The 19,096-nt window shown below is 46.8% G+C and carries 18 protein-coding genes, 1 tRNA gene and 1 pseudogene; 14 read left to right on the top strand and 6 right to left on the bottom strand.

Going from position 1 to position 19,096, the window contains the following annotated elements; translation table 11 throughout:
* Window positions 1-138 precede the first annotated feature (138 nt).
* The 4 genes from xseA (at window position 139) to P3339_RS06840 (ending at window position 3,844) form a co-directional block, all read left to right on the top strand.
* The gene (gene xseA, locus P3339_RS06850) at window positions 139-1,485 is read left to right on the top strand and encodes an exodeoxyribonuclease VII large subunit (RefSeq protein WP_282952822.1); all 1,347 of its coding nucleotides are present in this window, start codon (window positions 139-141) and stop codon (window positions 1,483-1,485) included.
* A gap of 69 nt (window positions 1,486-1,554) precedes the next feature.
* Window positions 1,555-3,279, top strand: coding sequence for a transporter substrate-binding domain-containing protein (locus P3339_RS06845; RefSeq protein WP_282952821.1), 1,725 nt, complete (start codon window positions 1,555-1,557; stop codon window positions 3,277-3,279).
* Window positions 3,276-3,434: a transglycosylase SLT domain-containing protein gene (locus P3339_RS23380; protein ID WP_353056895.1), complete on the top strand. Its 159-nt coding sequence runs from the start codon at window positions 3,276-3,278 to the stop codon at window positions 3,432-3,434. Before P3339_RS06845 ends, P3339_RS23380 begins: the two co-directional genes overlap by 4 nt.
* Complete coding sequence (locus P3339_RS06840) at window positions 3,386-3,844, top strand: transglycosylase SLT domain-containing protein (protein ID WP_353056919.1); 459 nt, start codon at window positions 3,386-3,388, stop codon at window positions 3,842-3,844. The genes P3339_RS23380 and P3339_RS06840 overlap by 49 nt, the downstream gene beginning before the upstream one ends.
* A gap of 28 nt (window positions 3,845-3,872) precedes the next feature.
* Here P3339_RS06840 and P3339_RS06835 read toward each other — a convergent pair whose 3' ends face one another.
* The 4 genes and pseudogenes from P3339_RS06835 to ftsH all read right to left on the bottom strand — a co-directional run bounded on the left by P3339_RS06835 (window position 3,873) and on the right by ftsH (window position 9,913).
* A complete protein-coding gene (locus tag P3339_RS06835; protein ID WP_020413561.1) occupies window positions 3,873-4,850 on the bottom strand; it encodes an NAD(P)H-quinone oxidoreductase in 978 nt (325 codons plus the stop codon).
* 275 nt (window positions 4,851-5,125) lie between these two features.
* Entirely contained in the window at window positions 5,126-6,094 is a 969-nt protein-coding gene (locus tag P3339_RS06830) for a TonB-dependent receptor (protein ID WP_282953560.1), read from the bottom strand.
* The gene (locus P3339_RS06825; RefSeq protein ID WP_282952820.1) at window positions 6,091-7,413 is read right to left on the bottom strand and encodes a TonB-dependent receptor plug domain-containing protein; all 1,323 of its coding nucleotides are present in this window, start codon (window positions 7,411-7,413) and stop codon (window positions 6,091-6,093) included. Before P3339_RS06825 ends, P3339_RS06830 begins: the two co-directional genes overlap by 4 nt.
* 674 nt (window positions 7,414-8,087) lie before the next feature.
* A pseudogene (gene ftsH / locus P3339_RS06820) lies at window positions 8,088-9,913 on the bottom strand (ATP-dependent zinc metalloprotease FtsH).
* 464 nt (window positions 9,914-10,377) lie between these two features.
* Between ftsH and P3339_RS06815 the strand changes: the two are divergent.
* The 3 genes from P3339_RS06815 to P3339_RS06805 all read left to right on the top strand — a co-directional run bounded on the left by P3339_RS06815 (window position 10,378) and on the right by P3339_RS06805 (window position 12,086).
* Window positions 10,378-10,454 (top strand) — tRNA-Arg (locus P3339_RS06815).
* Window positions 10,455-10,659: 205 nt separating this feature from the next.
* Window positions 10,660-11,562: a LysR family transcriptional regulator gene (locus tag P3339_RS06810; RefSeq protein WP_282952819.1), complete on the top strand. Its 903-nt coding sequence runs from the start codon at window positions 10,660-10,662 to the stop codon at window positions 11,560-11,562.
* Between the two features lie 155 nt (window positions 11,563-11,717).
* Window positions 11,718-12,086 carry a DUF427 domain-containing protein gene (locus tag P3339_RS06805; RefSeq protein ID WP_020413565.1) on the top strand — a complete coding sequence of 123 codons (369 nt, stop codon included), beginning with the start codon at window positions 11,718-11,720 and terminating at the stop codon, window positions 12,084-12,086.
* A 147-nt stretch (window positions 12,087-12,233) separates the two neighbouring features.
* Here P3339_RS06805 and P3339_RS06800 read toward each other — a convergent pair whose 3' ends face one another.
* Window positions 12,234-12,998, bottom strand: a complete 765-nt coding sequence (locus P3339_RS06800; protein ID WP_282952818.1) for a substrate-binding periplasmic protein — start codon at window positions 12,996-12,998, stop codon at window positions 12,234-12,236.
* Window positions 12,999-13,309: 311 nt separating this feature from the next.
* On the opposite strand from P3339_RS06800, the gene P3339_RS06795 reads away from it, so the two are divergent.
* From P3339_RS06795 to P3339_RS06785, 3 genes are all read left to right on the top strand, one after another.
* Complete coding sequence (locus P3339_RS06795; RefSeq protein WP_282952817.1) at window positions 13,310-13,729, top strand: nuclear transport factor 2 family protein; 420 nt, start codon at window positions 13,310-13,312, stop codon at window positions 13,727-13,729.
* Window positions 13,726-14,583, top strand: coding sequence for a M90 family metallopeptidase (locus tag P3339_RS06790; RefSeq protein WP_282952816.1), 858 nt, complete (start codon window positions 13,726-13,728; stop codon window positions 14,581-14,583). Before P3339_RS06795 ends, P3339_RS06790 begins: the two co-directional genes overlap by 4 nt.
* Before the next feature lie 271 nt (window positions 14,584-14,854).
* The gene (locus P3339_RS06785; RefSeq protein ID WP_282952815.1) at window positions 14,855-15,286 is read left to right on the top strand and encodes a DUF6892 domain-containing protein; all 432 of its coding nucleotides are present in this window, start codon (window positions 14,855-14,857) and stop codon (window positions 15,284-15,286) included.
* Between the two features lie 108 nt (window positions 15,287-15,394).
* Here P3339_RS06785 and P3339_RS06780 read toward each other — a convergent pair whose 3' ends face one another.
* A complete protein-coding gene (locus P3339_RS06780) occupies window positions 15,395-16,330 on the bottom strand; it encodes an SPFH domain-containing protein (RefSeq protein ID WP_020413570.1) in 936 nt (311 codons plus the stop codon).
* A 723-nt stretch (window positions 16,331-17,053) separates the two neighbouring features.
* On the opposite strand from P3339_RS06780, the gene P3339_RS06775 reads away from it, so the two are divergent.
* The 4 genes from P3339_RS06775 (at window position 17,054) to P3339_RS06760 (ending at window position 19,000) form a co-directional block, all read left to right on the top strand.
* A complete protein-coding gene (locus P3339_RS06775; RefSeq protein WP_083922733.1) occupies window positions 17,054-17,446 on the top strand; it encodes a GFA family protein in 393 nt (130 codons plus the stop codon).
* Between the two features lie 88 nt (window positions 17,447-17,534).
* A complete protein-coding gene (locus P3339_RS06770; RefSeq protein ID WP_020413571.1) occupies window positions 17,535-17,771 on the top strand; it encodes a DUF7661 family protein in 237 nt (78 codons plus the stop codon).
* Window positions 17,772-17,873: 102 nt separating this feature from the next.
* On the top strand, window positions 17,874-18,524 hold the full coding sequence (locus P3339_RS06765; RefSeq protein WP_282952814.1) for an acetyltransferase domain-containing protein: 651 nt from the start codon (window positions 17,874-17,876) through the stop codon (window positions 18,522-18,524).
* The gene (locus P3339_RS06760) at window positions 18,524-19,000 is read left to right on the top strand and encodes a hypothetical protein (protein ID WP_282952813.1); all 477 of its coding nucleotides are present in this window, start codon (window positions 18,524-18,526) and stop codon (window positions 18,998-19,000) included. Before P3339_RS06765 ends, P3339_RS06760 begins: the two co-directional genes overlap by 1 nt.
* The last annotated feature ends 96 nt before the right edge of the window (window positions 19,001-19,096 follow it).

Raw genomic sequence — 19,096 nt, 5'->3', positions numbered from 1 at the left:
GTATCGGCGCGATTATACCTCTCAGCGCCCAAAGCGCAAATGTCAATTTGCAGAAAAGTGGTTTTCTCGAGTAAAGCCCTTTACCTGTAGGGAGGATACTGCAATATTGCTCCGCCAGTTATTCCCAGTGAGACCCAGATGCAATCCAGCTCCCCCAACCAAAAGCGCAGCGTCCTGTCTGTAAGCGAACTGAATCGCGAGGTGAAACACCTGCTGGAGAGCAACGTACCCCTATTGTGGATCAGCGGGGAGATATCCAATTTTACTGTGCCCAGCTCAGGCCATTGGTATTTCAGCCTTAAAGATGCACACGCACAGGTGCGTTGTGCCATGTTCCGCGGACGTAACCGCAATGTGGCCTTTCGCCCACAGAATGGTCGCGAAGTACTGATCCGCGCACGGGTAAGCCTCTATGAAGGACGCGGGGAATTCCAGCTCATTATCGAGCATATGGAAGAGGCCGGCTTCGGTGCACTGATGCGCCAGTTGGAGCAACTCAAAGCAAAGTTGCAGGCCGAGGGATTATTCGATCCATCACGTAAGCGCAACCTGCCCTACTTGCCCACCAATATTGGCATTATTACCTCACCAACCGGTGCCGCCGTTCGCGATATGATCCATGTATTAGGTCGCCGTTACCCAGCCGCGGAAATCGAGCTATGGCCGGTAGCTGTTCAGGGACAAGGGGCGGCACAAAAAATTGCCGCGGCAATTGAAAAAGCCGGTAGCAGTGGCCGCCATGAGCTGCTGATTGTGGGACGTGGAGGCGGCTCACTGGAGGACCTGTGGCCTTTTAACGAAGAAGTCGTAGCCAGGGCACTGGCTGCCTGCCCCATCCCCACAATTTCGGCAGTAGGCCACGAAACCGATACCACAATTTCAGACTTGGCCGCCGACTTGCGCGCTCCCACCCCTTCAGCCGCAGCGGAGATCGCCAGCGCAAATGCAGCGGAGTTATTTCAACGGCTCGAAAATAGCAGAGTTCGGTTATATCGCGCAATACAACACCAGATGCGCCACTTACAGCAACTGGTCATGTTGAAGCGCAACCGCCTGCGCCACCCTCGCGAGCAGTTACAGAATCGTGCCCAGCACCTGGACCACATTGAAATACGCCTGTTTGCCGCCGGACAGCTGCAAACCCAGCAGCGTCGAGCCCAACTGGCCTCGGCCCAACGGTCACTTGTCCATTACCAACCAAAGCGTCATATTCAGGAGAAACGTGAAAAGCTGCAACAAGCAGAATCGAACCTGCAACGCGTCACTGAATTTCGTTTGAAGCACAATAACGACAAACTCAACCTACTGGCACAGTTACTTCACAATGTGAGTCCACTGGCGGTTCTACAACGGGGTTATGCTATCGCTATGGACACCAACGGCAGAGCCATTAAAGACAGCCGTACTCTGGAAGCAGACCAGGAGGTCAATATTAAACTGGCCCGCGGGAACTTTTCTGCAAGGGTGGAAAGTATTGGGGACTAAAGTCCAGAATAGAAAAGCGCCCTAGGCACGACACTATAATCGTCCTGTAGAGAGCTTATGGAGCGATCTATGGGATCTGCTAACAGTGCAGTCAGACCCACCTGTTGGGCTGTGATTTTCCTCTCAATACTTGTATTGGCCATTGCCGCATGTAGTAAAGAGGGAAAAGAAAGCGACCTTGCCAGCCCGGCAGGGATTGCTACGAGCCAAGAAAACATACAGCCTGAAAACGTCACTCCCCCTGTTATCCCCGCCAAAGAGCAGCAGGTCAATTACATTGAAACCGGTGATCTGCGTGAAATAAAAAAACACGGCACTATCCGCTTTGTAAACCTGACCGGTGCATCTGAAAATATGCTGCCCCGGGATAGCGTGGTCAGCCTTCGCCACTTTGAATTGGCAAATAAACTGGCCGACAAGCTAAAACTGGAAGCCAAATGGATCAAGGCAGAAACCCCTGACGATGCCATTAAAATGCTCCTCGCCGGAGAGGCAGATATCATCGCCTATGATCTGACAGTCACCGATTCCCGTGAAGAGCAAATTGACTTTAGCGTACCTATTCGCCAGGCCCGGCGACAACTGGTAACCGGCGCCTCAGGACCAGATATCACCGAACCGAGCAAATTAAATAATGTCGAGCTTATTGTCCCTAAAGGTTCCGCCAATGTAGAGACTGCTCAGCAGCTAATCGCGGAATTTCCGGATGCCAACCTGAGCATGCGGGAATATAAAATCCACGGTAACCGCGATGGTCTTGTAGATAAGATGAACGAGGAAAATAACTGGGTGGCAGTTCTCGAGGATTATTCAGCACAAGACCTGCGTAATTACCGCGACGATTTACGCCTTGGTGCTTATGTAAGCGAACCCCAGAACATTGCCTGGGGAATGCGTAAAACCTCCAGGCGCCTGCAGTCCACTGTAGATAATTTTCTCACCCGTAATTTGGTGAAAGCGCAAGAAGAGCGAATCACTGACTGGAAAGGTATTAAAAAATCAGGAGTAATCCGCCTGCTCACCTACAATGGCCCCACCACCTATTTCCTGTGGAAGGGGTTGTTGATGGGCTTTGACTACGATCTAGCTAAGGCTTTTGCAGACAAACACAAACTCCAATTGCAGGTTATCGTGGTGCCCTATGAGGAAAACCTGGCAGATTGGCTCAGAGCAGGTCGCGGTGATTTTGCCGGAGCGGAAATGAATATTACATCAGCGGTAGAAAAACAGGGAATGGTATTTACCAAACCTGTCGTTGAATCTACTGAGCAAGTAGTGAGTGGTAGGGGAACTCCGCCCATCAAACAAATTCAGGATTTAAACGGGCGCAAACTCACCTTACGTGCTTATTCTTCATTTATTGAAACAGCAAAAACACTACAAAATGCGGGCATCGACGTGGATATACGGGTGGCACCACCGGATATTTCCCAGTCTCAGATATTTTCGATGATTGCGGAGGGCTTGGTGGATGCCACTATCGCCCACTCCGGTCGCGCAAAAATTGAAGCATCAGTTCAACCGAACTTAGTGCTAGGCACAGTACTAGGCGATCCAACACCAGAGGGCTGGCTGGTTCTACGTCAAAACTGGCACTTGCTGCAAAATCTTAATAAGTTCCTGACAAGTTACCGAAAAACCGATAAATACAAAAAGCAATACGCAGCATATTTCGAGCCAAATAAACGTTTTATGCAAAGAGTAAGCACCCGGGTTATCCCGGGGAAAACTTATCTCCCTACGATGACTTGGTTAAAGAATCCGCCTTTAAATACGATTTTGACTGGCGCATGATCGTCGCCCAAATGTGGCAAGAAAGTAACTTTAATCCCAAAGCGGTATCCCCAGTTGGCGCACAGGGCCTGATGCAGGTGATGCCAGCAACCGCAGAAGAAATGGGATTCCCCCACCACTGTTTGAGCCAGAGCGTGGTATCAAAGCGGGCGTAAAATATATGGACTGGGTAAGAGACAGATTTAATCCCGCCCTGCCCACGGTGAACAAACTGTGGTTCACCCTCGCTTCCTACAACGCAGGTTACGGGCATCTACTCGATGCGCAACGGCTTGCCGAACAGCTGGGGCTGGACCCAAATGTCTGGTTCGACAACGTCGAGGTGGCCATGCTGAAACTGGCCCAACCCCAGTACTTTAAACGGGCGCGTTACGGTTATGTGCGAGGCTCCGAACCGGTACAGTATGTGCGCAATATCAGCAACCTCTACAAGGCTTATGTAGAGATGATGAGTGATGATGTATCCATGCGGCCATCAACGCAGCAAACACCCGACAGGTTTTGCTCTCCAAGCAACACACCCGAAGGGATGATTGTTCAGGTCTCCCCTCCCCCATCACAATGAGTAAAAGGAAACCGTATAAAAAAGCGCGTTAAAGCGTTAATACAATTTTTCCAATAACTTTACCGGACTCCAATAAACGATGCGCTTCAGCTACCTGCTCGAGAGGGAATTGAGCTGCAATTTGCGGGCGAATTTTTTCTGCTTCAATTAACGGCCAAACTTTGGTTTCGAGCGAATAGGCAATATCCGCTTTCACCTCAGCGGTGCGGGCTCTCAGTGTAGAACCTGTCAGTGTGAGGCGCTTAAGCATTACCGGCAGCATATTGACCTCAACTTTAGAACCTTTGAGGAAGGCAATATTTACAATCCGGCCGTCATGGGCTGCCATACGAATATTACGCTCTATATATTCCCCTCCGACCATATCCAGGATGACATCGGCACCATGGCCTGCCGTAGCTTCGCGCACTACCGCCACGAAGTCTTCTTCGTGATAATTAATTGCCCTCTCGGCACCGAGCCTCTCACAAGCCTCACATTTTTCGGTAGAGCCGGCAGTAGCAAAAACCCTGGAACCCAAGTGATGTGCCAGCTGAATAGCGGTGGTACCAATCCCGGAAGAGCCGCCATGCACCAACAAAATTTCACCGCTCTGTAACTTTGCCCTGTCGAATACATTGCTCCATACAGTAAAGAAAGTCTCAGGCAGGGCCGCCGCTTCAACCTCGGTCAAACCGGCAGGAATGGGTAAACATTGCCCCTCCGGAACTGCTACGAACTCCGCATAACCACCGCCATTAGTCAGAGCACAAACTTTATCGCCCAACTTCCAGCGCTTGACTTCATCCCCCACGGCAACCACTTCTCCAGCCACTTCCAGGCCAAGGATTGAAGAAGCTCCCGCTGGAGCCGGGTAAAGACCATTGCGCTGAACAATATCAGGCCGGTTCACCCCCGCGGCAGAAATCTTCACCAACACTTCATCTGCGGCCGGAATTGGCGTAGGCAGGTCTGCGACCTGCATTTTCTCTGGGCCACCATACTCCGGCAGATCAATTGCGCGCATGTTCACTCCTTCAACAGGGGTTATTCTTAAAATTGCCCTAAGGCTGTCTCAACTTTTTTAAAATGGGGCAGTATGAGAATCTATCAAGGCACCAGCCCAAAAGTCCTGCTTCTTTAATCAGGGAGTAAAACAGTCTATAAGCTGCAAACCAGAAGCGGCCAGGAAATCTCCCAAGAAGTTTCTAGAACTCCCCAAAAGACTGCCTGGCCGCTATTCACCATTTCGGCGAAAACGATTTACCTAACTGAGAGTAAGGGTCAATAAACTATGGCAACTTAGAACTCGTAGAGAAGCTCCAGCCCCATAACACGCCCTTTATTGAGCGGAGTAAAGCTCGCACCAACCCCTCCCATAATAGGCGGCAGCTGAGTATTGTTACCCTCTGTCACTTCATCCAGCATATTCTTACCAAACATGGAGACAGTGAAACTGCCACTATCCGGTGTATAGCCAATACTGAAGTCCAGCATATCGACTTCGGACAACATTCCGCGATTATCATCGGTATAAGGCGCCGCATCCCGATGATTAAAATTAATGCGGGAGGTCAAACTACCATAGGCGCCTAACTGCAGATCATGGACAAATCCGACACCATATGTCCATGGAGCTAGGCGAGGAATCTCAAGACCAAGGTCAGTGCCATCTACAACACCATCCCCATTGAGATCTCCCAGTACTTTGTCGTAGTCACCATCCACGTAGCCGACATTAAAAGTAAACAGCAGGTTCTCAGTTAGAACCGCCATGGCCTCCAACTCAGCTCCCCGAATAGTGGCATCGGCGGTGTTACGGATTATCTGTGCAACACCAGTGAATGGATCAGGCAGGTTTTCCTCCCTCTGCATATCATCAATGGTGTTATGGAAAACCGCCATATTGGTCCGCAAACGTCCATCCAGCCAATCTACCTTGGCACCAATCTCAAAGCTACTTTGCTCTTCCTGATCAGTTACCTGAGGGGTATAGGGCCTACCGGTACTCGGATTAATACCTGCGTTGCGGAAGTTGTAACCACCACTGCGGAAGCCCTTGGTCCAGAACGTATACAGCTGGGTATCTTCAGATACAGTCCACTGCAGTCCAACCTTTGGCGTAAAGGCATTCCAGCTCTGGCTGTCCTCAAAGTCATAGGCCGCACAACCATCCAGAGTGCAGAAATTCAATGGAATTGAGGCAATTTTTGCATCTTTTTCTTCGCTCGAATAGCGTCCGCCCAAGGTCAGTACCCAGGCTTCATTCAGATCAATATCTGCCTGTGCAAAGATGCCATAGGTACTGTGATCCTGCTCTCCTCCCCCGTTATACTAGTTTGCCCAAACTCTAACAGCCTGTTTTCAAGATAAGTTATATCCTGACTGAACCAGTACACTCCGGTGGTCAGGGCCGTGCGACCAAAACGCCCAGCATAGCGAAGCTCATTACTAAGCTGGCTCTGGTCCACACTGGAATCTGCATGGAAAAGAGTAACCGGTAGTGAATCAATATCGCCAATACCACGGGCCTCGTACTCACGCCAGGCGAGTATATTGGTGATGGTGCCATCGCCAAAGGCCACATCTTTATTGAACTCGGTAATTATCTGGCTCCACTCATCTTTCTGGTAGCCCTCTTCATCCTGAGCTACTTCAAATGAATCTTTGCCGTTATCCCAATCATCCACGCCAAATGCTGCAGCAAATATGGGCGCACTTGGTGCGAACTGCGGCCCCTCCAAAGTCTGAACCATGGTCGATTCGTAGCCGCGGTTTTGCGCCACCACGCCATCGGAATCCATGCGGCCGTGCTCCATGCGCACCAGTAACTCCGCGGTCTCGTCCAACTGGATACTAAAGCTTGGACGAATAAACCAACTGTCGGACGCTCCGGCATTATCATTGCCTGTTGCCACATTCTCGAACCAGCCCCGGTCATCATTGTAGTAAACAGTCAGGCGACCATTGACCGAGTCCGCGATAGCTCCATTGATGGAACCTGCAGTTACTGTATCCAGGTTATCTGTAACCGAAACCTTGACTCGGGAAGAAAATTCTTCTGTTGGGCGTGCGGTCTTTATTACCACAGCACCACCGGTGACATTACGACCAAATAACAACCCCTGCGGGCCTCGTAAAACCTCAATACCTTCCAGGTCAAACAGGTCAGTAACAACACCCGCATTAACCCCCAGGTACATTCCATCAACAAAAACCCCAACAGTGGGGTCAATAGAGGGAATGGAGCTGTTAATTCCAAGCCCACGCACAGTAAAGTTCGCGGTATTTTTGACGGTGCCCACATCCTCCAGTTGAACATTGGGCATTTTGAATGAAAGGCTTTGCAGATCTTTAGTATGCAAGGCCTCCAGCTGGTCGCCGGAGTAGGCAGTCGCCGCTACCGGAACCTCCTGCAATATCTCCGCATCGGCGCGTTTACGTGCGGTGACTTGCACCTCTTCCATAAGAGTACTAACCGAACCCTCAGCGGCAAAACTAGGGATTGCACCACTGGCTAACCAAAGAGTTGCTACTGAACAGGCGGAAAGCAGAGCAGTATGCTGCTTGAGTCTTGACGGACTTCCCATGTTTTCTCTCCATTGTTTTATTTTTTTATCTACAACAACGGACTTATCGCAATCGGTACTACCTGGCCCCGCCGCTCTACTCTCTTAAGAGATTCCGACTTTAACGGAGCTCCGATCTAAGACCGTGCTGATAAAGAGACACAGAATTTGCATGATTTCTGTGACGCAGACAGGTTACAGGCTCATACCCCTGGGTGGAAGTCTATTTATCGTGGATAACGACAAAAATAACTCAATAAGTCTGGAAAGTTCGCTTTCAACAGAAAAATAAAAAAGTAACGGATATAAAAATTGCAAAACGCACTGTTTGAGTGCAAAAAATTCTGTCTTGGGCTTCTAGCAGTCTTTTATAAATCGCACCCTCGATCGACCCTCTATTAATAAAAATAGTAATAATCTGACATCCATTGAAAATGCCAAAATAAAACAGCTCGCAATATGCACAGAAAACAATATCCATTGCCGCAGCGGATTAAAACCAATTGGACAGACTAATTAGTCATATATTTAATTTACTTACCTTAAATAGAGAAAAGTTAAAAACTGGTACTTGTAGATATTTAACTAATACCCAAAATTCATCGAGACTTATCTTGATTTGCCAAAGGATGTTAAGTACTGACCACTAAGTCCGGTTGTACTTTTGTAAATTTTATAAAGATTTTTTTGGATAATTAGTGTGTTGATGAACCTGCATCGTCCACTTGCGCAATGATCTTGTGCATTTCGTTCCCATCCAGAGTTTCATTTTCCAATAGAGCCTCCGCAAGTGCGTCCAATTGCCTGCGATGTTTCCTCAAAAGTTGCTCGACCTCTCGTTCTATGCCACTCACTAGAGCAATAATTTCATCATCGATAATTTCTGAAGTATGCTCACTAAAATCCTTTTGCTGGGCCATCTCCTTGCCCAGGAATATATGTTCTTCTCCACGGCGAAAGGCCACCGGCCCCAATTTGTCACTCATTCCCCAGTGAGTAACCATATGGCGGGCCAGGCGCGTAGCCTGCTTCAAGTCCGATTCTGCTCCAGTGCTGACCTCACCAAAAACCACACGCTCAGCCAGCCTCCCCCCAGCATTACGCCGATGCGATCCTTCAGGTAACTGGTTCGCATATTGTGGTGCTCCTCAGCAGGAATTTGTTCCGTTGCCCCAAGACTATGCCCGCGGGGGATGATGGTGGCCTTTTCCAGGGGATCAGCATTGGGTAGCAGGCTAGCTACCAGTGCATGACCGGCTTCATGGTAGGCAACTGTTCTCTTATCATTTTCTCCCATCACCATTTCCCGCTCGCCACCGAGCACTACTTTATCCCTGGCACGTAACAGACAATCCATGTCCACCGTTGACTTATTTTCCCTGCCAGCCAATAGGGCGGCCTCATTGATTAGGTTTTCCAGGTCTGCTCCGGCAAAGCCCGCAGTCAGTGCAGCCAGGTGCTCCAAATCAACATCTTTATCAAGGGGAACTTCCCGCGAGTGAATTTGCAGTATCTCCTCCCGAGCCACTTTATCCGGCAAGTCCAGGGTAATCTTGCGGTCGAATCGCCCTGGGCGCAGGAGCGCGGCATCCAACACGTCTGGCCGGTTGGTGGCTGCGACCACAACTACCGCTTCCTGGGGATCGAAGCCATCCATTTCTCCCAGTATCTGATTAAGGGTTTGTTCGCGCTCATCGTGCCCACCGCCAAGACCGGTCCCCCGTGCGCGCCCGACAGAGTCAATCTCATCAATAAAGATAATCGCGGGTGCCTCCTTCTTTGCATCGGCAAACATATCCCTCACCCGCGATGCGCCGACACCAACAAACATCTCGATAAATTCTGAACCGCTGATACTGAAAAATGGAGCCTCACTTTCCCCCGCCAAGGCTTTGGCCATTAATGTCTTACCTGTGCCTGGAGGACCCATCAGGAGTATGCCTTTGGGAATCTTCGCCCCAAGCTTGCGATAATGCTCCGGGTCTTTGAGGTAACCGGCTATTTCCTGTAGATCTTTCTTGGCATTACTTAGACCCGCCACATCGTCAAAGGTCACTTGGGACTCACTGCGTTCATAGCGTTTAGCCGGAGAGCGTGCAAAGCCGAAAGGACTTCCAGGTGCAGCGCCACTCATACGCTCCTGCATACGACGCCCTAACCAGATAAGTAGGCCAATTATTAAGATCCAGGGAAGAAGAAGAATAAGCAAGCGTTGTAAAATACCTCCCTGGGACGACTCCGCCTGGATTTCAACTTTCTGCTTTTCCAATAACGGAAGTAATTCAGGGTCCTGTACCGAGGGTATGGTAGTAATAAAACGCTGGGGCTCGCGAGGCTCCCCCTTCCTGCCTTGTTCAAGCTTTGCCTTGTTAGTGGGTTCTTTGAAAGTTCCAATAATTCGTTCGCCCTCAAAAACCACAGTCGCAACCTTGCCCTCACTGACTGACTTCTTAAATTCACTGTAAGCAAGGGGCTCCTTAGGACTACCGAAGCGACCATTGGAGCAATATTGAAAGGTCATAATGACCAGAAAGATCAGGACCAAGTACTGCAACCAACTTAGAGGACTCTGTTGGAGGGGTTTACTTGAGAGAGGGGATTGCGGGTCCTCTGGCGGCAGCTTTTGCCCTTTATCCTGGTCGTCTGCCATTGCCATAGGATCTCACTAAATCTGGGACGGACAACTTCCTAAACTGAAGCAACCACCATAGTCTGGAGCACTAAGTATAGTTCCCCGCCAGCAAAGGCGGATGTAAGTACCCTCCCCCGCAAGTCCAAAGATTGTTACTTACAGGCGTCGGAGCAACTATTTTTAAAATAGGGCTTGCAAACTCCCTAACCACGCGGCAGAATGCGCGCCCTATCGATCTTCGAAGTCACTTCCTAGAGAGCGAAGAAGTTCGGTAAGCTGCGGATTTTTAAAGAGTTTCCCTTAAAAATTAGTTGACTTAACAGGATCAACTGACTATAGTTCGCAACCACAACGCGCTCGTAGCTCAGCTGGATAGAGTACCTGGCTACGAACCAGGCGGTCGGAGGTTCGAATCCTCCCGAGCGCGCCATACAAGAGGGCTTATATCGCAAGATATAAGCCCTTTTTCTTTTCTCTGATGCTGCATCCAAGCCCAAGTAAGCGCTCGCCTCCCCAACCTTTCCTATTGAGTTCAGTGCCTAGCACTAAAAACCCAGCACGAAGCTATCGTATAAAGTCACAGAATTTATAATGAGACCACCCATTAACGTAGAGACCTGTAGCTGCAAATAGCAATGGCAAATATCAGAAACATCGACCTAAACCTACTCAGGGCCTTTGATACTCTGATGGACGAACGCAATGTATCCCGCGTGGCTGAGCGGTTATCCGTTACCCAGCCAGCCGTTAGCGGCATGCTCACCAGATTGCGCAACAGCCTCAATGACCCTCTCTTTACTCGTTCGCAACATGGCATCAACCCCACCCCTCGGGCACTGGAACTGGCAGATCCGGTTAAGAAAATTCTAAGTGAAATAGAGAGCATCCTGGCGCCTACAACTTTTGACCCAAAAGGGAGCACCATGGCGTTTTCCATTGCGGCCACCGACTACGCACTAAAGGCAGTCGTCACACCACTAATCTACGCCCTACAGGAAGAAGCTCCAGGTATTCAAATCTCAATCCAGCCAATAAATGATGTGCAACTGTTTGCCCTAATGGAGCGGGGTCAGCTGGACTTGGCAATCACTACGCCCGATGCCGCGCATAAGGAGCTACGGGCAAAAACACTATTCGAGGAAAGCTATATCTGCATTATGGCAGACGGTCACCCAATGGCCGGCAAAAAACTGACTGTAGGTAATTTCTGTAGCATGAAACATGGAATAGTTTCCTTTTCCGGCAACGCTTTCCACGGAGTTACCGACACTGTTCTGGATTCCCTGGGCAGACACCGACACGTTTCGATCTCTGTCCCCAATTTTTTATCTTTGATAGAAGTCCTGAAAAACTGTGAACTATGTGCAGTAGTTCCAAGGAAACTCATAATCGGCATTGATGGTCTTGCAACAGCTGAACTGCCATTTGATATTCCAGGATTCAGCAAAATAATGGCCTGGCATGAACGTACCCACTATAGCCCTGCACATATTTGGATCAGGGAAAAAGTTAATCAATTATGTAGTGAGGAGTCTTAGTTAACAATAATGTTCAGGGTAAGAGTTCGGGTTGACCACAATCTCGCTACTTGTCTGCTTTGACCCGTACTGACAATCCACTCGCCCATAAAAAGTGCGCTATAAAAGAGTCAATTTAAAGATTGATGTCAGGGTTAATAGGAGAGCTACAGAAAATGACCAATCCCGCACCAGGATTTAAAGAGAACCCCTACCACAAAGTAGAGATTTCACCACTAAATAGAAAGGTGCAAATACACTCTCAGGGGGTAACAATAGCATCGACAGATAAAGCACTCTCTGTAAAAGAATCCGGCCTACCTGAAGTCTTTTATATTCCATTTGACGACGTAAAACAGAAAATGCTAATAGAAAGCAAAACTACCAGCTACTGCCCATTTAAAGGCCAAGCCAGCTACTGGTCAATTCAGGTTGATAGTAACAACATTAGCGATGCTGCTTGGCAATATAAAGATCCGTATGATGAATGCCGTTTCCTTAAAGGGCATATCGCTTTTTATTCCAGCAAAGTAGACATAATTTAAAACTAACAGCCACAAACGGATAAACAAATGAGAAAATTTGAAACTATTTTCATAACAAGATAAAAAGTAGTATTAACCTAAAAAAGACCGGGATGATCCCGGCCCTTCATGTATATATTACCAGTAAAAAGTAATTTGGCCTGTCAATTACTTACAGATATCCTGCTTCTGCACCACATCGTACTTTTTCAATAACTCCTTGTAGCGGCTAGTACGACACAACTCTGCCAATCCACGATTAAAATCATCTCGTACCTTTTGATCTCGGAACCCCACACGGAAATCTGTCATTAGGGGAAAAATCTGGAAAAGGTTGACCTGATCCATTTTGTGCCCCATTTTATTACTGAAAAACTTAAACAGCTCCATATCCACAACCGCCACCACATCTTTCATTTTCCAAAACTGTGCAACCAGGTCGGGGGCAGTTGGCGCCTGAATAATATTCTGACGTTGCGTTCCGTTCGGACCATACATATTTTTAAACTCAGGCCCCAAATCCATTGGAGCACCTTGCCAGGTAATTACCTTCTTACCAGCAAGGTCCGCAATGCTGTCAATCTTCATTTTATCGCTGGCTTTGGTAATGGCGTAATTGGCAAAGCTGATCATATTGTTGGAATAAAAAAGATCATCGTCTTTTTTCATCACATTGACCGCCGCCTGTACTTTGCCCTGCTCCAGAGCCGGAGCGGTTTCCGCAAACCCCATCTGGACAAATTCCAAGGAGTATCCCGGAAGTGCCTCCCGCACAATATCTATTTCCAGGCCACTGGTAGCATTATTGATCACATAAGGCGGAGCATCGCCGGCAATCGCCACTTTCAGAGGCGTACCGCCCGACTGGGCTACCGCTTGGAGCAGGACACCGAATATCAATATGGGGGCAGCAATTAGGGAACGCATACGCATAAATATCTCCACAGTGATAGAAAAATCACCCTGACGTCATAAGTGTTGGCACCTTAAGGCCATTTTTCAAGTCGCTGCAATCAACTAAATGGTAAAACTTTAATAACCAAGAGGCTTGAAAGAAGCGCCTAACTCCCCAATTCTGAAATTATTGAAACAGAAACCGAAAAACAGATAGAAATCACCTGAATCTTAACCAAAGGTCTATTTCTCAGGCAGACTGTAAGGTCAAACTTGCAAAGTGTATGAGTTGGGATACCCAATAATTGCAAGAAAATCCACGAGGTTAAATCCAGAAAGGGAACTGCGGAATGATGTCCGATATAGAGCTGTTGATTGAGTACGAAACCGCCTTACACTGTGCAGGAATCCGTAGAAATCGGACAATAGTGGAGAAGCTATTAAACCCAGCTTTTTATGAGGTAGGGAAGTCTGGGAGCAGTTTTGACCTCAACTCGATAATTACACTGATGCAATCCAAAGAAAGTAGCGAGGGGGAAATCCACAGCCAGGATTACCACTGTACAGCACTCTCTGAATCTGTACGACTGCTACTTTATCGCAGCGCTCACCGCCATCAACAGGGTAACTATTCAGACTTCTGCAAGCGTTCCTCTATTTGGGTACTCAATAATGATCAATGGCAAATGATTTACCATCAAGGCACTCGTTGTGAAGCTTTTGAAATTGGCGAGAATATCTCCACCAAACGGTCAGCAATAAATCTATGAGTGCTTTTATCATTGTTATCCTGCTCGCCCTAGCAGTTTGGTTTGTGCCCCACTTCTATCGCCGCTGGCGTATCAGACACCGTCGCTCACAAGCACTCACTCCGGAACAATTGCAGCTGGTTCGTGAGATGCTCCCCCTATATCGCTACCTAAATGCCGACCAGCAACAAGAACTGCGTGGTAATATTGCACTCTTTCTACACGATAAGGAATTTGTCGGTTGTGATGGCCTGCAGGTTACCGAGCAAATGAGAGTTGCAATCGCCGCTCATGCCTGCCTGCTGCTGCTAGGGCGTAAGAATGAATGCTACCCTAACTTGTACAGTTTACTGCTTTATCCGGATACCTATGTCGCTCACGAGACCCGCAGGGAAGGCTTTATAGAAACAGCCAAGCGCAGTGCTCGGGAAGGCGAGGCCCACTACCGAGGACCAGTTGTACTTTCCTGGGGAGACCTGGAAGAAGACTTGCAATTTCCTCAACGAGGACACAATGTTGCTCTGCATGAATTCGCCCACAAGGTAGATGAGGAAGATGGTTTCTTTGATGGTCGCCCTCTATTTGAAAAAGTAGACGAAGGGGCCAACTGGGCCGAGGTAATGAGCCGGGAGTTTCATCGCCTCCAGCAAAGAGCCGAGTATGGCCAAATCCCGGGAGATACCCCCTCTGTGCTGGATTTATACGGCGCTCAATCTCCAGCCGAATTTTTTGCGGTAGCAACTGAAAGCTTCTACACGGTTCCCATCGCCATGAGGGCGTTACACCCTGAACTTTACGCAGAACTAAGCCGGTTCTACCGGCTGGATCCCGCCTTTCTTCTTAGTGGAAAAAGTGCAGTGACTCCAGGCTTATAAACCCCTAGAAAGCCACCTAGAAGCACAATAGAAACTGAACATGTAAATATTTAGAGTATTTACTTACTTATAGTCAAAACTTCCGCAACGACTACTTATACACACTTTTTCCTGTTAATGTGAAGCTAATTTCTTCCAGTATTAAAAAAGAGAGAAGAGATTATTTACGACTAACAAGGATGGAAAATCTACTACCCAGTGCTCCAGCCCAGTGCTTCAGAAAGTACCGAGAATAGATCCATATCTGTATTATTTATAGGGAAAAATCATAGTGAGTGAATACGCAGAATTTACTGACGAGAACTTTAGGCTTCTAGTTTTGGAAAAACTGATGTATTTCCATAAAGTCATCCAACCAGAATTTAATGTTTTCGAGTTTGCTGCCAATCATCTAGGGAGAACAATAGATATAGAGGAAGAAGGTTATGACCCGATCCATGAAGTGCAAGATTATTTTCGAAGAATAGAAATAAAGAAAGAGTGGCTCACAGATATCACAGAACTTCGTCAGGAAGGCAGTTACCCTATCTGGACTCAAATCATTCCATTTTGGTGCGGAACAACAGACGATTTTGACATACGCTCAACTGCAGATACGAATCTCCTACCTAACCTGAAAAAGCTTATCCTTTTTTACAATGAAGAAAATCCGGAAATTCTGGAGGAATTCAAAGCCAAAGGAATTGATGCAAAGTGGGTCTAAACAGAAACTAAGACAAATTACATAATAATTAGCGATGCATCACTGACCAAGGGAGCTGCAAGACAGGCCGAAAGCCCCAGCCTGTCCCACACTGTAAAAGTACTATTTTTAGACGGGTTGCACTTCTTCTAAAGTTCGAAACTTAGCTTTGGCGGCAGGTTTCTCCGGCATCGGCAGAGCAACAGGCACCTGTTGCGACTGGCCAGTGGCCATAACCACAGTACTGCCGTGGCGAGCGGCGCTCACCAGTGCATCATTGTCGGCGATAGCAGTCATAAATCGTAAAGCCTCATCGGCACTGGTGCCGGCATTAGTTAACACTTTGACTGCTTCAGCGGCACTCTCGGCATAAACTCGACGCGCTTCACCCATTTTCTCCATACGAATCTTAACCGATTCACCGTCGGCTTTGGCCTTGCCCACTTCTCGCTCACGGATTGCTTCGGCTTCATAGGTAGCCGCCTGCTTCTCCCGCTGCATTTCCATTACCTTGTTAGCCTGGACTTCGACAGACTTGGGCAGACGCGGCTCATCCGAAAGCACATCGACTATCTCAACGCCAAAGTCGTGAAAAAAATCACGTAAGCGCTCTTTGGCTTTATCAGCTATCTGTTCTTTTTTGTTGTACACATCTTCAAGTTCAATGCCATTCGCTACCGGAATTGCAGCATCAGTGGCAAAAGACTTCAGCTGAGATTGGTAATTCTCCAGATCATACAACGCTTTATATGCAAGCTTCACATCGGACGATACCTGGTGCTGTACTTTAAGTACTAAACCGAAGGTAACATGATTGCTGGTCTTCAGGTTAAGATCCACCGGCGTCTCGTGCAGAGCTGTGGATGCCTTTTTATCCACCCATGAGAGGTAGGGAATAATCAAGTTGAATCCAGGAGTAGCGGTCTTCCAGTATTTGCCAAGAAATAGCACAAAATGGTACTGCTTTGGCTTAACGATAACAATGGCTTTTGGCAGCAGGAAAACTATAGCCAGAATGAGCACAATAGCCCAAGAGGAAATATTTATAGAGAACTGTTCGAGCATATCTTCTTTTAATCCTGAGCAAGGAATCTACCAGAATGACAATCAGGGTAATATCCTCCCAGATTTATCATCACTGATCTTATTAGGGTTATGGAACTACGAATCTTTTGGATATTATTGAGAGTATAGTTTTTGTCATCAGCAATCAATCTATGACCGAGAGATTCAAAAATACGGAAACAGTCAGCTTCAACCCATCAATGAATCATCTACCTATTCTCTCTCACCCTCTTCCAAGTTTTTACAATCACCTCTTCTTTATTATGACACTGATACCTGGGAGATCTTACCAGATCACAACTTGTAATTATATGAAGTGACTTAGACACACCTACTAGTACTAGGCGGCCAATAAAAGGAGAGAAATGATCGCAGCAAACGGTAGCCATGGAGCGAAAAAAGTTATCTGTCATCATCCTAGTGACCATCCACACCACACCCTCCGAATTTGGCACCTCCTCATCATCACCAGCGCACTGGCATCCAACCAAACACCCAGAAATTTATTCAGACAACTCTAAACGAAGGTACCAACGTATCGACTTAAAAATAAATTCAAAAAAAACCAAGACTTATACACAAACAATTTATTAGAAAAAGAAAAATGCGACTCAAAATTTACTCACTCACAGGTTTAAATGTAATATTAGCAGCTCCCCCCAATATACGATCAAGTTGCACGCTGTGCCAATCAAACTCTCATACGAAATAAAGGAAAAATAAATGAGCTACTTACAAGAAGGTGGATGTTTTTGTCGCAATGTACGTTACAAAATCAAGGGGGAACCTGTATTACAGCTTTTTTGCTTCTGTAGTGATTGTAGAATGATAACCGGATCAGATGCCTGGCCAGGATTTATGGTTAGGAGTTCAGATTTCTTATGCTCACTAGGTATTCCAAAAATCTACAAAAAGGTATCAAGTGAAGGGCGGACCGTAAAACAACATTTCTGCAAAAACTGTGGCTCAAATCTTTGGGGTGAGACAGAGTTCGGCCTGATTAGTGTTGGAGCAGGCACTTTAGACAACCCAGATATATTTAACCCATCCAATAAGGTTTTCACATCTGGAGTTCCTCATTGGGCAAGAGTCCCAGAAAATCTAGAGAGCCTCTAGTTAAGCGTGGCCTCAGAAACATAGCCAAAAGAGCCTGTACCAATTTGGGCAATTAACATCGAAAAAAATAGAAAGTAGAATTTTTACAATGAAAGTTTATAGTTACAGTATTTTTGGTCGAGAAGTTATAATTGAAAGGCATAATGACGGCTGGCTGGCATTCTTCCAAGGTCCTGAAGGAAAGCGAAGACCTGCAGGGATAATTATACCATTTGAGATTACCGAGGGGGAACTAGCCCAGTATTTATCAGATTTATGCCATGAATGGGCGTCGGAAAGATATCAAGATGTGATACTGTTGAAGGAAACAAATATCTCAACATGACAGCAGTCCTTAATATAAAATCATAATTGCAAATAGTAGTCACCAGTCCCCTACAAAGAAAAATCGAATATTTTAATAATAATCGAACTTGGAGATAACCACTTGCGATACCCAGCAATAGACATTACCAGAGGTATTTTAGTCGTTGTTATGGCGCTCGATCACACTCGAGATTTCTGGACAGCCATTCAGTTTGACCCCCTCGACCTATCCCAAACCTCTGTGATGCTATTTCTTACCCGCTGGATCACACATATTTGCGCCCCTGGTTTTATTTTTTTAACCGGGCTAAGTGCCTATTTACATGGTAAAAAGTTAAACTCCAAGCAGGAACTCTCTCAGTTTTTGCTGGTAAGGGGCCTGGTACTAATCCTCCTGGAGCTTACATTAGTTAATTTTTCCTGGCAGTTTGATTACAACTATGCCTTTGTTCAGGTTATATGGGCGCTGGGACTATCAATGATACTACTAGCAGGCCTGATTTACCTCCCCAATAAGTTGACCCTTATAGCCTGCCTGGCCTTAGTTGGATTGCATGGCTATATAAACGATAATTACATACGCCAACTACTGGGAAGTTACGAGTGGATATGGATCCTGGCTCATGTTCGCAGCGGATTCAGGCTATTTGAGTTTGATACCGGAATTTTCGCCGCCTACAATATCATCCCTCTATTTGCCCTTATGTACCTAGGGTATGCATCTGGCACTCTATATGAACTGGAGGCAAAAAAAGGGTACACTTTCTCCTAATGGCAGCAGCAGTACTAGCGATTCTATTCTTTAGTTCAAGGTTTATTGGCTTTGGGGACCCCCATGTCTGGAATCCTGATGAAGGTATTCTCGGCTTTATCAATACTTCCAAATATCCAATGTCATTTAACTATATAGTAATGACTATGTGTATAGTATTATTAACAATGGCATTAGTAGAAAACAGAAAAAACAAGGTATTAAATATATTTCTTATGTTCGGCCAGGCATCACTCTTTTTCTATCTCTTACATGTACCGATTATCAATTTAGCCGCTCACCTTTGGACATATCTGGAATTTGGAGTTGCAACCAACTTCTTCAATGGCACTAAAGTATGGCCAGAAGGCTATGAGCCAAACCTGGCGCGAACCTACTTATTCTGGATTGTACTTATCGGCACATTGTATTATCCGTGTAAGAAGTACCTAAAAAAGAAAAAAGAGAGCAACTCGGTAATCTATTCATACGTATAGATTAGCTGAGGATCAGTAGCCAGAAGCTGGTACAAAACTGGATCGTTCTGCGATCCAGTTGAGATATTTTTGAGGTCTGAGAAAAAATGAAATATA

The sequence above is a fragment of the Microbulbifer sp. MLAF003 genome, from assembly GCF_030012965.1.
GTDB lineage: Bacteria > Pseudomonadota > Gammaproteobacteria > Pseudomonadales > Cellvibrionaceae > Microbulbifer > Microbulbifer variabilis.
Note: the sequence above shows the minus strand (reverse complement) of the source record. Positions and strands in the feature narration are given on the sequence as shown.

Coding starts and splice junctions, on each gene's coding strand:
- xseA (WP_282952822.1), top strand. CDS start 139: ATGCAATCCAGCTCCCCCAACCAAAAGCGCAGCGTCCTGTCTGTAAGC.
- P3339_RS06845 (WP_282952821.1), top strand. CDS start 1,555: ATGGGATCTGCTAACAGTGCAGTCAGACCCACCTGTTGGGCTGTGATT.
- P3339_RS23380 (WP_353056895.1), top strand. CDS start 3,276: ATGATCGTCGCCCAAATGTGGCAAGAAAGTAACTTTAATCCCAAAGCG.
- P3339_RS06835 (WP_020413561.1), bottom strand. CDS start 4,850: ATGCGCGCAATTGATCTGCCGGAGTATGGTGGCCCAGAGAAAATGCAG.
- P3339_RS06825 (WP_282952820.1), bottom strand. CDS start 7,413: ATGGGAAGTCCGTCAAGACTCAAGCAGCATACTGCTCTGCTTTCCGCC.
- P3339_RS06810 (WP_282952819.1), top strand. CDS start 10,660: ATGGCAAATATCAGAAACATCGACCTAAACCTACTCAGGGCCTTTGAT.
- P3339_RS06805 (WP_020413565.1), top strand. CDS start 11,718: ATGACCAATCCCGCACCAGGATTTAAAGAGAACCCCTACCACAAAGTA.
- P3339_RS06800 (WP_282952818.1), bottom strand. CDS start 12,998: ATGCGTATGCGTTCCCTAATTGCTGCCCCCATATTGATATTCGGTGTC.
- P3339_RS06795 (WP_282952817.1), top strand. CDS start 13,310: ATGATGTCCGATATAGAGCTGTTGATTGAGTACGAAACCGCCTTACAC.
- P3339_RS06790 (WP_282952816.1), top strand. CDS start 13,726: ATGAGTGCTTTTATCATTGTTATCCTGCTCGCCCTAGCAGTTTGGTTT.
- P3339_RS06780 (WP_020413570.1), bottom strand. CDS start 16,330: ATGCTCGAACAGTTCTCTATAAATATTTCCTCTTGGGCTATTGTGCTC.
- P3339_RS06775 (WP_083922733.1), top strand. CDS start 17,054: ATGAGCTACTTACAAGAAGGTGGATGTTTTTGTCGCAATGTACGTTAC.
- P3339_RS06770 (WP_020413571.1), top strand. CDS start 17,535: ATGAAAGTTTATAGTTACAGTATTTTTGGTCGAGAAGTTATAATTGAA.
- P3339_RS06760 (WP_282952813.1), top strand. CDS start 18,524: ATGGCAGCAGCAGTACTAGCGATTCTATTCTTTAGTTCAAGGTTTATT.